11 protein-coding genes are annotated in these 13,265 nt (G+C 33.0%); 10 read left to right on the forward strand and 1 reads right to left on the reverse strand.

Features of this window, described 5'->3' with window-relative positions; translation table 11 throughout:
• The first annotated feature begins 9 nt into the window (after nucleotides 1–9).
• The 3 genes from recJ to hslO all read left to right on the forward strand — a co-directional run bounded on the left by recJ (nucleotide 10) and on the right by hslO (nucleotide 4,125).
• Nucleotides 10–2,310 (forward strand): single-stranded-DNA-specific exonuclease RecJ, encoded by a 2,301-nt coding sequence (recJ, locus tag DER71_RS07425; protein ID WP_114457610.1) that lies wholly within the window; start codon nucleotides 10–12, stop codon nucleotides 2,308–2,310.
• A 35-nt stretch (nucleotides 2,311–2,345) separates the two neighbouring features.
• Nucleotides 2,346–3,041 (forward strand): 2-phosphosulfolactate phosphatase, encoded by a 696-nt coding sequence (locus DER71_RS07430; RefSeq protein WP_114457609.1) that lies wholly within the window; start codon nucleotides 2,346–2,348, stop codon nucleotides 3,039–3,041.
• 199 nt (nucleotides 3,042–3,240) lie between these two features.
• Nucleotides 3,241–4,125 carry an Hsp33 family molecular chaperone HslO gene (gene hslO, locus DER71_RS07435; protein ID WP_114457608.1) on the forward strand — a complete coding sequence of 295 codons (885 nt, stop codon included), beginning with the start codon at nucleotides 3,241–3,243 and terminating at the stop codon, nucleotides 4,123–4,125.
• Here hslO and hflX read toward each other — a convergent pair.
• Entirely contained in the window at nucleotides 4,122–5,354 is a 1,233-nt protein-coding gene (gene hflX / locus DER71_RS07440; RefSeq protein ID WP_114457607.1) for a GTPase HflX, read from the reverse strand. The genes hslO and hflX overlap by 4 nt on opposite strands.
• Before the next feature lie 264 nt (nucleotides 5,355–5,618).
• On the opposite strand from hflX, the gene DER71_RS07445 reads away from it, so the two are divergent.
• From DER71_RS07445 to pcrA, 7 genes are all read left to right on the forward strand, one after another.
• Nucleotides 5,619–5,864, forward strand: a complete 246-nt coding sequence (locus DER71_RS07445; RefSeq protein WP_114457606.1) for a (2Fe-2S) ferredoxin domain-containing protein — start codon at nucleotides 5,619–5,621, stop codon at nucleotides 5,862–5,864.
• Complete coding sequence (locus tag DER71_RS07450; RefSeq protein WP_114474490.1) at nucleotides 5,864–7,585, forward strand: [Fe-Fe] hydrogenase large subunit C-terminal domain-containing protein; 1,722 nt, start codon at nucleotides 5,864–5,866, stop codon at nucleotides 7,583–7,585. The genes DER71_RS07445 and DER71_RS07450 overlap by 1 nt, the downstream gene beginning before the upstream one ends.
• Nucleotides 7,586–7,587: 2 nt before the next feature.
• A complete protein-coding gene (locus DER71_RS07455) occupies nucleotides 7,588–8,742 on the forward strand; it encodes a PP2C family protein-serine/threonine phosphatase (RefSeq protein WP_114457605.1) in 1,155 nt (384 codons plus the stop codon).
• Nucleotides 8,743–8,811: 69 nt separating this feature from the next.
• A complete protein-coding gene (locus DER71_RS07460) occupies nucleotides 8,812–9,051 on the forward strand; it encodes an NAD(P)H-dependent oxidoreductase subunit E (protein ID WP_114457604.1) in 240 nt (79 codons plus the stop codon).
• An 11-nt stretch (nucleotides 9,052–9,062) separates the two neighbouring features.
• Nucleotides 9,063–10,499, forward strand: coding sequence for a monomeric [FeFe] hydrogenase (locus DER71_RS07465; protein ID WP_114474491.1), 1,437 nt, complete (start codon nucleotides 9,063–9,065; stop codon nucleotides 10,497–10,499).
• Nucleotides 10,500–10,670: 171 nt separating this feature from the next.
• On the forward strand, nucleotides 10,671–11,120 hold the full coding sequence (locus tag DER71_RS07470; RefSeq protein WP_114457602.1) for a DUF123 domain-containing protein: 450 nt from the start codon (nucleotides 10,671–10,673) through the stop codon (nucleotides 11,118–11,120).
• A complete protein-coding gene (pcrA, locus tag DER71_RS07475; RefSeq protein WP_114457601.1) occupies nucleotides 11,110–13,257 on the forward strand; it encodes a DNA helicase PcrA in 2,148 nt (715 codons plus the stop codon). Before DER71_RS07470 ends, pcrA begins: the two co-directional genes overlap by 11 nt.
• The last annotated feature ends 8 nt before the right edge of the window (nucleotides 13,258–13,265 follow it).

Below are 13,265 nucleotides of genomic sequence, written 5' to 3' on the forward strand. Positions count from 1 at the left end.
GGTGTAATTATGAAATCTAAAGTTTCCAGTAATAGGGATTTTAAAAGAAAACAGATTGAGAGATATATTGGGAATAAAAAGATTGCTTCTCTTTTAATTAAAAGGGGTTTCAGCAGTTTAAGTGATGTAAAAAGTTATATTAATCCAGAATACTATGATGCGGCTGACTGTGAAGAATTTCCAGATCTAATGAATGCCGCTCAATTTATAATTGACAGAATAGAGAAAAATAAAAAAATACTTATTTATGGAGATTATGATGTTGATGGAATTACATCTACATCTATATTAACAGGTGGACTATCTGATTTAACCGAAAATGTATATTATCATATTCCTGATAGATTTAAAGAAGGATATGGCTTAAATCGAGATGTGATAGAAGCATATAGTGACAGAGTTGATTTAATTATAAGTTGTGATTGTGGTATTACAAACCATAAAGAAGTAGAATTTGCCAGGAAAATGGGTTTAGAAATAGTTATTACAGATCATCATGAACTGCCGGAAAAACTCCCAAATGCAGATTATGTTCTTTCTCCAAGACTGCTGCCAGAAAATCATAGGGCTTACTGGCTTCCTGGTGCGGGAATGGCATTTTTTCTGCTGAAAGCACTTTACAAAAAATTAGGACTGTCCGGCAAAGAGAAGGAATATTATGATCTTCTTCTGCTTGCTATAATTGCAGATGTTGTTCCACTTGTTGGAGAAAATAGATATTTATATCAGATAGGTCTTAAATATTTAAAAAATACGGATCGAATTGGTTTAAAAACACTTTATAAAGAACTGAATATTTCTGCAGGTGATATAAATGAACAGGTGCTGGGGTTTCAGCTTGGTCCTGTATTAAATTCACCTGGTAGAATGGATGATGCAGCTAAAGGATTGAAACTTCTGCTGACAGATAGTAAAATAGAAGCAGCTGAACTTACTGCAGAATTAATAGATATAAATAGAAGAAGAAAAACAATAACTTCAGAAATTGTCAAAGATTTGGAAAATAATATGTCAACTGAGCAGAGAGCTTTGATCAGATATAATCCTGACTGGCACCAGGGGGTTATCGGCATAGCTGCAGGTAGGATAAGTGAAAACTATAATATTCCTACTGTACTGATGACTAAAAATAAAACAGGAGAATTAATAACAGCCTCTGCCAGATCTGTAGAGGGTGTAAATATAAATGAAATAATAAAGCAGTGTTCAGATCTGCTGGTCAAATATGGAGGACATGCGGCAGCAGCCGGATTTTCTTTAAAACCATCTCAACTGGAGAAATTAAAAATTAGATTAAATCAGCTGCTGAACTGCAGTATGATAAATTTAAGCAGCAGCTATAAACCTAAAGCAGATATAGAACTTAAATTTAATGAAATTGATGAAGATTTTTACAGCAAATTGAGAATGATGGCTCCTTTTGGTGAGGCAAATCCTGAACCTATTTTTTCAGTTAATGGAATAAAGATAATTAGTTCTAGAATAATTGCAGAAAATCATAAAAAATTTGTTTTGAGTGATGGTTTAAATCATTTTACTGCTCTGTGGTGGTGGGCAGATGAAGTTAAAATTAAGGAAAAAATAAGGGTTTTATATACACTGAATGAAAATATTTATAATGGCAGTAGAAGTCTGCAGCTGGAAATCAAATCACTTATTGAGACTGAAACTGAAAAGATAAAAAAGGAAAAATCAGCTGATATAAAGCTGGAAGTAAGAGATTTTAGAAATAAAAATATTAAAGATGCTGAAGCTGGTAAAGAAGGAACAGCTTATTTTTTAGAAGGTAGAACCGAGGAAAATATTTATCCACTCATTAACCGTTTCTACTATAAAAAGGCAAAATGTATAGCTTTTCTCAGTATTCCACCATCAGCCGATATTTTGGCAGAAGCTGTAGTAATGACCGGTGCAGAATATATTGAAATTTATTCTGCTGCTGAAAATATTAAAAATATTGAGGAGTTTATAAAAAAATTGACTGCTATGATTAAATATGTTTTTGTAAACGAAAATAGAATTTTCTCTATTGAAAAAGCTGCATTATTTCTCTCTGAACAAGAAAATACAGTGAGAAGGGGAATAGATTATTTGTCAGGCAGAGGGTTTATAGATTATGAATATTTGGATTATAACAATCTAGTAGTCTCCAAAAATGGAATAGAAAGACCTTCTAAAACTAGAATTGCCTGGAAATATTTAAATAAACTGCTTGAGGAAAGCCGTGCTTTCCGCAGATATATTCTTAGTGCTGATACAGAAGATATAAAGAATTTAATTATCAGCAAACTGAACGAAGAAAGAAAATAAATAATGAAAAATAAAATAATTAGGGAGAGTTAATATTGAAAATAAATATATATGAGCTGATTGCCGGGGCCAAAAAAGCTGAAGGGCTTGCAGTAATAATAGATGTTTTTAGAGCATTTACTACAGCCTGTTACCTTTTTGCAAATGGTGCCGAAAATGTTTATACTGTCAGCAAAATAGAAACAGCTTTAAAATTAAAAAGTAAATTAGATAGGCCGGTTTTAGTTGGAGAAAGAGGTGGGAAAAAACTTAAAGGATTTGATTTTGGCAATTCTCCTTATTTAATTGATCAGCATGATTTTAGCAAAAAAGAAATTGTTCTGACTACAAGTTCTGGTACTAAAGGAATTATCAGTGCTGAAAATGCCGAACAGATAATAACAGGTAGTTTTGTTAATTCAGCTTCAGTGGCTCAATATATTAAAAAAATTTCACCAGAAGAGGTATCACTAGTTGCAATGGGAATCGGTGGGGAAAAAAGAGCTGAAGAAGATCTTAGCTGTGCTGTACATTTAAAAAACTTGCTGCTTGGAAATAAAGTAATTGAAAGAAAAGAATTGATTGATCGGCTGCAGAAAAGTACAGGCAGAAGATTTTTTGCAGATGATACACAGGCTGATATGCCGGAAGAAGATTTTTATTATTCACTGGATTTTGATAAATTCGATTTTGTTTTAAAAGCTGAAAAACAGGGTGAAGATATTTTTGAACTAACAAAAATATCTCTTTGAAAAGAGAAAATTGATAAAAAAATACTGATAATTATATTTATTGAAATGACTGTGCTGCTGGCAGCAGCTGCAAGCAATCCTTCTAAAACAGTATATTTACTTTAAAAAAATCTGATCATCAAAATAAATATCTTGGTATTTTAAATAAATTTTATCAGTTTGATAACTAATTTTAATTTAAAGATGGAGGAATTTATATATGGAAGATTATCTTATAAGGGCAATTACTACAAATAAAGAAATTAGAGCTCTGGCAGTAAAATCTACATATACCGTTTCAACTGCACAGAAACTTCATAATACGACACCTGTGGCAACAGCTGCTCTGGGAAGAGTAATTACAGCAGCAGTTTTGGTTGGTTCAATGGTCAAATCTGGTGATGAAATTTCCATAAAAGTAGAAGGGGATGGCCCTGCAGGAAATATTGTTGCAGAAGCAAATCAGTATGGAGAAGTTAGAGGGTATATTTCTAATCCTGATTTGGAATTTTACAGAACTCCTGAAGGAAAACTGAATGTTGCAAAAGCAGTTGGGAATGGAAAGCTCTCTGTAACAAAAAAGATGAAGCTAAAAGAACCATATACTGGCAGTGTACCACTTGTTTCTGGCGAAATAGGTGAGGATTTAAGTTATTATTTTACAGCATCTGAACAGATACCATCAGCTGTTGGACTGGGTGTGCTTGTCGAAAAAGACTTAACTGTTAGGGCAGCAGGAGGATTTATAGTACAGCTTATGCCGGATGCATCAGAGGAAACAGTGGATAGATTGGAAAAAAATATAAAACAAATTAACTCTGTCAGCAGACTAATAGAATCAGGCATGCAGCCCGAAGAGCTGCTGGAGAAAGTATTGGATGGATTTGATTTTAGAGTAATGACCAGTAAAAAAGTTGAATTTAAATGCAGGTGCAGTAGAGATAGGATCTATAATTTGGTTTCTGGTCTGGGAAAAGAGGAATTAACAGAAACACTTGCAGAACAGGGTAAGGTTGAGGTAAAATGTCATTTCTGCAACAGTGTATATAGTTTTTCCAGAGAAGAAATAGAAGAGTTGCTTAAAAATACAGCAGAGGATAATTAATTCCTGCTGCTGTATTTATTTAATCTAGCTGCAAGTGGAGATGGAAGAAGTGCTTTTAAGTGGATATATTCCTGTTCATATTTTTCTGTCTTAACCTGCCCACTATTGTATATTTTTTCTATCCAGTCAGCAGCAGAATAAGGAAGGTCAATTTCCAGTTCAATCATCTGTTCTTTTATTATGCTATTTAATAAATTAAGCAGATCATCTTTTCTCTGCGAAGTATGGGCGGAAATAAAAACTGCATCTGGATAGATTAATTCGAGATTTTTCAGACGATCTTTAGAAATTAAATCTATTTTGTTAAATACTTTAATTATTTCAGTATTATCAACAACCTGCAAATTACGCAGCTCCTCCTGCACGACTCTAATATGCCGTTCCATATCTTCATGAGATGCATCGATTACATGTATTAAAATATCCGCCTCTTTAATTTCTTCCAGGGTGGCTCTAAAGGAAGCCACAAGTTGATGTGGAAGTTTATCTATAAAACCAACAGTATCATTTAAAATTATTTGTCTGCCCACAGGTAAAGTTATTTTTCTCATTGTAGACTCAAGTGTTGCAAAAAGCTGGTCTGCCACAAAGGTTTTCGCATTAGTTAAAAGGTTCATGAGTGTTGACTTGCCTGCATTTGTATATCCAACTAGAGAAATAAGGGGATCAGTTCTATTTGACCTCTGCAGACTGCGTGTTCCTTTTATTTTCTTTAAATTCTCTTTTAATCGATAAATTCGTTTTTCAATACGCCTTCTATCTACTTCCAGTTTTGTCTCTCCAGGGCCTCGAGTGCCAATTCCACCTGCCAGCCTTGACATTTCTATACCTCTTCCCCTTAGACGGGGTAGTCTGTACTCCAGTTGAGCCAGCTCGACCTGTATTTTACTTTCCCTGCTGTGGGCATGTCTGGCAAAAATATCAAGTATAATCTGGGCTCTGTCTACTACTTTAACATCAATTTCCTCTTCAAGATTTCTCTGCTGTACAGGAGTTAATTCACTATCAAAAACAACCAGGTTTGCTGATACTGTGCTGACAGCTTTTTTAATTTCATGTACTTTACCTGTACCGATGTAAAAAGCAGGATCTATTTTTCTATTATGATATGACATTTTTAAAATGGTTTCAGCACCAGCAGTATAAACAAGCTGTTCCAATTCATTTAAATCACTCTCATTTAAACCCACAAGCACAGCCTTTTCTTTAAGCTGGTTAAGGTTATACATTTTATCTTCATTTGAGACTTTAAAATTATTATTAATAGATATTACCTCCCTCTTTCAATTAAGTTTATCTTTTCAGTAAATTCATGTCTGTAGTTTTCAACTCTATGTAAATATATTATAGCATTTTTGTTGATAGGTTAAAATATCTCTAAGGGTAAATTTATAATAAAAATCACCCTCAAACCATCTTGACAGAGAGATGATTTTGCGTTAAAATTATTTGTGAAGATATTCACAAAAATAGAAAAAATAGAGGTGATGATAATGAAAAACGTTTCTATTTGTGTAGGAAGCAGCTGTCACTTAAAAGGAGCTGCAGAAGTTGTTGATATTTTTAAAAATTTACATAAAAAATTAGGTTTAGATAACAAAGTGGAGCTCAGTGCAAGTTTTTGTCAGGGAAATTGTACAAATGGGGTTAATGTAGTTATTGATGGTAAAATCATTCCAGATGTTGGCCCGGAAAATGCTGAGAAAATATTTAGAGAAAAAATAAGTGAGTGTTTATGATGGTAGAACCTCTAATAGTTCATCCAGCAAGCTGTAAAGACTGTCATAAATGCCTCAGGGAATGCGGTGTTGGTGCAATTGGTTTTAAAGATAATCAGGTCTGGATTATAGAAGATAAATGTATATACTGTGGTAATTGTATTAAAACCTGTCCCCAGGGGGCAAAGGAGGCATTATTTGAAAAAAAGAAAGTGGAGTCTTTTCTTCAGTCTGACAGTTTTATTATTGCCTCACTTGCCCCGTCATTTGCAGCTGCTTTTCCTGAATATAAAAGTGGTCAGATTATTACAGCTCTAAAGAAACTTGGTTTTGAGTATATTGCAGAGACAGCTGAAGCTGCAAAAAGGGTTGCTGCAATGTTTAATTATCATGCTCATAATATGAACAAATCTTTAATTACTTCCTGCTGTCCTACTGTTGTTAATTTGATTGAAAAACATTATCCAGAATTAATTCCACAGCTGGCCCCGGTTTTATCACCAATGATGCTGCAGGTCAGAGAATTAAAAAGAAAGTATAAAAAGGCAAGAGTAATTTTTATCGGACCGTGCCTATCGAAAATAGAGGAAATGAATCGGGTTGAAGATAGATTATTAAGACCTGATATTGTTATTAATTTTAAACAGCTGAGAGTTTTATTTGAGGAAAATGGTATTTTCCCGGAAGACTTTGAGGAATCTGAACCAGATCTGGTGGCTGGCCCACAAATTGCTGATTATCCACTTTCAGGTGGAGCGGTAAAGGCAGCTGGCTTAAGTGCTGATGGAATTGATAATAAAATAACTTCAGTTTACATAAGTGGAATAGATAATATTGTTGAAGTGCTTGAGGATATAAAAAAAGAGAAATTAAATACAGATATTGTAGAGCTGCTGGCCTGTGATGGAGGATGTATCTCCGGACCAGCAATAGAAAATGACCTCAGTATACCGGTAAAGGAAATATTAGTTAACAATTATCTGCAAAAATCCCAAAGTTATGATCCGGAGAAAAGCAAAACTGCTGTTAGAGAAAAGATTGATTTAAACCGTATTCATAAAGATAAGAAAAAAATTCGTGAAGAACCACCCGAACAAGCAATAAGAGAAATACTTGTTTCAATAGGTAAATATTCTAAAGAAGATGAAAAAAACTGCGGAGGCTGTGGTTATTCTACCTGTAGAGAAAAGGCAGCAGCAGTTTATTATGGATTTGCAGAAAAGAAAATGTGTATACCATATATGAAATCAAGAGCAGAATCACTCTCTCAAATCATAGTGGAATCCTCGCACAATGCTATAATAGTTGTCAATGAGAAAATGGAAATTCAGGAATTTAATCCGGTAGCAAATAAATTGTTTAATAAAAATAATAGAAAAATAAAAAATTTAAAGCTGGGTAAAATAATAGATAGTTCTATATTCAAAAAAGCCTGGTTAAATCAGCAGATAATTTCACATCATAAATATTCATATTTCGACGGAAGTACTGTAGTTGATCAAACAATATTTCCTCTTCCAGAACACAAAGTTGTAATAGGTATACTGACAGATATAACAGAACAGGAAAAACAGAGAGAAGAAGTACAGGAAATGAAAAAACTTGCTGTAGAAAAAACAAATATTGTAATAAATAAACAGATGCAGATAGTACAGGAAATAGCAGGTTTATTAGGAGAAACAACTGTGGAAACAAAAGCAGCACTTTCAGAGCTGTCAGACCTGCTTCAGGTGGGTGAATAGCCTTGGATATAGTATTTGAAGAGTTTTATCAATCAGTTCCTAAATATAGTCAAGAAGTATGTGGAGACAATGTAGAAATAATTAAGAAAAACGATAAGACAATTATTGTTCTTTCTGATGGGTTGGGAAGTGGTATTAAAGCCAATATATTATCAACTCTAACTTCAAAAATTGCATCTGGTTTGCTAGAAAAAGAGCTTCCACTTAAAGAAATACTTTCAACAATTTTAGCTGCTCTGCCTGTCTGTGAAGTTAGAGGTATTGCATATGCTACTCTGGCTTTTATGGTAATTGACCATAATAAAGATGCTAAACTGGTAGAAATAGATACCCCAGCAGCTTTTTTGTATAGAAATGGAAAAATAGAAAAATTAAATTATAAAGAATATGTGCTGGAAGGAAAAAATATTAGAGAAAGTAGTTTTCACTTTCACAAAAATGATAAGTTGTTTTTAGTTAGTGATGGAGTAATACATGCCGGTTTAGGTGGTCTTTTAAGTTTTGGTTTAGGGTGGGATGGAACAGCAGAACAAATTACTAGAGTAATCAATTATAATGATTTTGATCTAAAAGAAATTATTGAAAAGCTGGTAAAGATTTTTATGGCTTTTTATGAAGATAAGCCAGGAGATGATTTTACAATAATAGGTATGAGATATAGAGAAAAAAGAAAACTTACTCTCTGGTCAGGCCCACCTCTAAAAAAGCAGGACGACAGCCGTATTGTAAAAAAATTGATTAAATCAGATGGCAAAAAAGTTATTAGTGGAGGAACAACAGCTCATATTGCAGCTAGAGAGCTTGATAGAGAATTGAAAACAAGCCTAAAATATGAAGATAAAAGTGTACCGCCGATTAGTGAGATGGAAGGTATTGATTTATTAACAGAAGGTCTTTTGACATTAAATAAAGTACTTGATAAATTAGAAACTTATAAACCTGGACAGATAATTATTAAAAAGGAAGATGGTGCTTCAAAATTATTAAAACTCTTATTAGAAAGTGATAAAATAACATTTCTTGTTGGCAGAGCAGTCAATGAATCACATCAGAGTCTTAACCTGCCACTTGAGCTTGGAATAAGAAGCCAGATAATAAGTTTGATAGCAACCCATTTAAAAAAGCTAAAAAAAGAGATTTATATTGAATGGTATTAAAACCACAAACTCAATTCAACATATTTATAATATATAATAACTGCAAATAAATTTTGAGGAGGTCTTTAATTGACTAAAAAAATACTGGAAATATGCATAGGAACACCCTGTTATCTGATGGGAGCCTCAGAGTTAATAGAATACTACAATAATCTTGAAAGTAGAATAAAAGATAAGATTGAGTTGAGGACATCCCACTGTTTAGAGGATAAATGTGAAAAAGGACCTGTAATAAAATTTGATGATAAATTATATTTTGATGTTACCCCTGAGAGATTGAGTAAGATTATAAGAAAAAAAACACAATAGGAGTGATAGAAGTGTCCAATAATACCATCTCTGATGTAGTTAAATTAAAAAGAAAGCTATATGTAGAATTGGTCAAAATGATGATAAAAGAAAATTTGGTAGAAGAAATAGATTATCTTCCCAAAAAAATGATCAGAGACGACACACCAAGATACAGATGCTGTGAATTTAAAGAGAGGGCGATTTTTTCAGAGAGAATAAAAATGGCTCTTGGATATAGTACTTTAAATAATAAAAATATAGAGTTACATGAGTTAGCTTCAGATCTCTATAAGGCTGATAATATAAATAATATTGTTGAAGTTATTGAACAGGCATGTGACAGCTGTCCCATTGATAAATATATAGTAACTGATGCCTGTAGAAACTGTGTGGCTCATAAATGTCTTAACTCCTGTCCAGCAGATGCAATTGTAATTATCCAGAACAAAGCATTTATTGATCAGAACAAATGTCTGGAATGTGGAAAATGTGCAAGAGAATGCCCTTATGGAGCAATATTAGAAAACAGCAGACCATGTGTCAGAGTCTGTGAGGTAGATGCCATAAAATCTGATGCTAAAAGACAGGCGAGAATTAATAAAGAAAAATGTGTAGTCTGTGGAAGATGTATAGTAGCATGTCCATTTGGAGCAATCGCTGATAAGTCAAGTATTGTGCAGGTTACCGATAAAATATTAAAAAAAGATGAAAAAACTGCTGCTTTAATTGCACCTTCTTTTGTAGGACAATTTGGATTTAAAGTAAGCCCTGAAACAGTAAAATATGTTTTATTAGAAATAGGCTTTGATGAAGTTATTGAGGTTGCAGAAGGAGCAGATAGAGTTGCATTAGAAGAAAGCAGAGAAGCTATAGAGAGTTTAGAAAATGATAGAATATTGCTTAGTTCCTGCTGTCCTGCTTTTAAGAAGATGATAGTAAATGACTTTCCTGATCTAAAAGATAATCTCTCACATACTGATTCACCAATGTTAACAACTGCAGAAAAATTAAAGAGATATAATTCAGACATAAATACTGTATTTATTGGACCCTGTACTGCTAAAAAAGAGGAGGCAGCAGATAGTGAAGTGGTAGATTATGTGCTTACATTTGAAGAACTCATAGCTCTTATTACTGGATTTGAGATTAATCTTGAAAAAGTCATTGAAAGAAGAGAAATTAGAGATGCTTCAAAATTCGGCAGACAATTTGCTTATTCTGGGGGTTTGAAAGGTGTAATAGAAGAATTATCTGAAGGAAAAATAAAAGCTGATAATGCTGAAGGCCTGGCAAAATGTATAAAAAAATTGACTAATTTAAAGGCAGGAAAAAGTAATTTTGACTTTCTTGAAGGAATGGCCTGTAAAGATAGATGTATAGGTGGCCCTGGAAGTATGATAAATCCAAAAGCTGCCAGAAAGTTAATAGAAAATTTTGCTGAAAGATCAAATCTGAAATTAAAATAAATATAATACAACTTTAACAAAATGCCGTTTTTAGGCATTTTTCTTTTTGCTTATAAATAAAGGATTCTCACCACTTTATCAAGAATAATAAATGTTGGAGCAATTTTTAGAAAAAATATGGGTATTTATCAGGAAATATTTTAATTATTTACACTGTAGAAAGGAATATATATGCAGAAAGAAATTAAAAAAGGTGTTTATCTTCTCAAAATATATTTATCTCAAAATAAGATCATCAAAATTGGAGCCTTAGGAGAATGTGAATTTCCACAAGGATATTATTTTTATGCTGGATCAGCACAGAGAAACTTACCGGCTAGAGTTAGAAGACATTATTCTGAGGAGAAGAAATATCACTGGCATATTGATTATCTGCTGGGAGAAGCAGAACTGATAGATGATTTTGCTTTTGAGCTGCCTAAAAAGGGGGAGTGTTTTTTAACTGATTTAATGATTAATAATAATGGCAGAATAGTTGTGCCCACATTTGGTGCAGGAGACTGCAGCTGCAGGAGTCATCTTGTTTTTTTTCAAAAAAACTTTGCGAAAGTGTTTGTCAATGAGTTATTATATAATATAGATGTTAATTCAGAATTTAAGGAGTGGTTATATGGAAGATAATGATATACTTGCTGGTTTAAATAAAGAACAAAAAAGAGCAGTTAAATATAAAGATGGTCCTCTACTTATTCTTGCAGGTGCAGGTAGTGGAAAAACACGAGTTCTGACACATAGAATTGCCTATTTGATTGATAAATACAGGGTACCTGCAGAAAATATTCTTGCAGTAACTTTTACAAATAAAGCTGCAGATGAGATGAAAGAAAGAGTTAAAAAAATTGTGGGTCAGAAAAATAAAAGACTTCTTGTCAGTACATTTCATTCCTTTTGTGTGCAAATACTGCGCAGAGAAGCGGAAAAACTGGGTTATAAAAACAACTTTGTTATTTTTGATACACTTGATCAAAAAAAGCTTTTAAAAGAGATAATAAAAGATAAAAATTTAGATACAAAGAAGACAAAACCAGCAGCGGTTTTAAATAATATAAGCGGTTCCAAAAATGAATTAAAAAGTCCGGAAAAAGCACTTTTAACTGCTGATAGTTTTTTTGCTAAACTTTCAGCAGATATTTATAAAGAATATCAAAAAAGATTAAAAAATAATAATGCAGTAGACTTTGATGATTTAATTATGCTTACAGTAAAATTATTCGAAAATTATCCGGCAGTTCTGGAATATTATCAGCAGAGGTTTAAATATATTCTTGTTGATGAGTATCAAGATGTTAATACAGCTCAATATGAACTGGTAAAACTCCTATCAGATAAATATAAAAATATATGTGTTGTTGGAGATCCGGATCAGGGTATTTATGGTTTTAGAGGTGCAGATATAAGAAATATTTTAAATTTTGAAGTTGATTATCCTGAGGCAGAGGTAATAAAATTAGAGCAAAATTACCGCTCCAAAGAAAACATATTAAAGGCCGCTCAATCTGTAATAAAAAACAATCTTTCTCGAAAAGAGAAAAATCTGTGGACAGACAGAGGTGAGGGGTCAAAACTGGAACTTTATGAAGCAGAAAACGAAAAAGATGAAGCAGATTTTATCTGCAAAAAGGTAGAAGAATTAAAAAAAGAAGGCAGTTATAATTACAATGATATAGCAGTGCTTTACAGGACAAATTCTCAGTCCAGACCATTTGAAGATATGCTTATGAAATATGGAATTCCCTATCAGATAGTTGGAGGAGTTCGCTTTTATGAAAGAATGGAAATAAAAGATTTAATGGCTTATTTGAGAGTTATATATAATCCTTCTGATAATATTAATCTGCTCAGGATTATCAACAGGCCCAGAAGGGGAATTGGTGAAGGAACAGTTTCTAAGCTGCGTGATTATGCAGAAAAAGAAAATATTAGCCTTTACGAAGCAGGACTACAGGCAGATAATATAACAGCACTTACAGGAGTGTACTTAAAAAGGATAAAAACTTTTTTTGAATTAATGGAAGAACTCCGTAAAAAACAGGATAAGATGGCACTTTCAATGCTGGTGGATAAAGTGCTTGATAGAAGTGGATACAGAAAAAATTTGCAGGAAGAAAATACTGCAGATGCAGAATCGCGTCTGGAAAATATAGAAGAACTATTTTCAGTAATTGATGAATACATGAAGCAGAGTTCTGATAATAATCTGGGTGGTTTTCTGGAAGAAGTGACACTTATGTCAGATGTGGATTCTATGGAAGATGAGAAAAGTACATTAACATTGATGACCATACATTCTGCTAAAGGTCTGGAATTTCCTGTTGTCTTTTTAGTTGGTATGGAAGATGGTATTTTCCCTCATTCCAATTCACTTTATGAACGTGATGGTCTGGAAGAAGAACGGAGATTATGTTATGTTGGTATGACAAGAGCTGAAGACAAACTTTATCTGAGCAGAGCAAAATTGCGGCTTCGCTTTGGAGAAAGAGAAATGAATCCACCATCTCAATTCCTTGCAGAAATACCTTCTGAACTATTAAAAACAGGAGAAGATCAAAAAACAGATATAGAAGATAAAAAAGAAAACTATACCGCTAAAAATCCTCCTGCAGAATATGTAATAGGCCAGAAAATTGTACATCCACGCTGGGGAATTGGTATTGTCATTTCTATCAAAGAGAATAAAGGGACAGAATTAAAAATAAGTTTTCATAATGGTGGAATAAGGACTCTTCTCGCAGAATATGCTCCAATTCAGAAAGTATAGGTAGGTGA

It is taken from the genome of Halanaerobium sp. DL-01, assembly GCF_003338615.1.
Lineage (GTDB): Bacteria > Bacillota > Halanaerobiia > Halanaerobiales > Halanaerobiaceae > QPJE01.

Bases quoted from the DNA above. Each gene is read 5' to 3' on its own strand.
- recJ (WP_114457610.1), top strand. From the start codon at position 10: ATGAAATCTAAAGTTTCCAGTAATAGGGATTTTAAAAGAAAACAGATT.
- hslO (WP_114457608.1), top strand. From the start codon at position 3,241: ATGGAAGATTATCTTATAAGGGCAATTACTACAAATAAAGAAATTAGA.
- hflX (WP_114457607.1), bottom strand. From the start codon at position 5,354: ATGTATAACCTTAACCAGCTTAAAGAAAAGGCTGTGCTTGTGGGTTTA.
- DER71_RS07445 (WP_114457606.1), top strand. From the start codon at position 5,619: ATGAAAAACGTTTCTATTTGTGTAGGAAGCAGCTGTCACTTAAAAGGA.
- DER71_RS07450 (WP_114474490.1), top strand. From the start codon at position 5,864: ATGGTAGAACCTCTAATAGTTCATCCAGCAAGCTGTAAAGACTGTCAT.
- DER71_RS07470 (WP_114457602.1), top strand. From the start codon at position 10,671: ATGCAGAAAGAAATTAAAAAAGGTGTTTATCTTCTCAAAATATATTTA.
- pcrA (WP_114457601.1), top strand. From the start codon at position 11,110: ATGGAAGATAATGATATACTTGCTGGTTTAAATAAAGAACAAAAAAGA.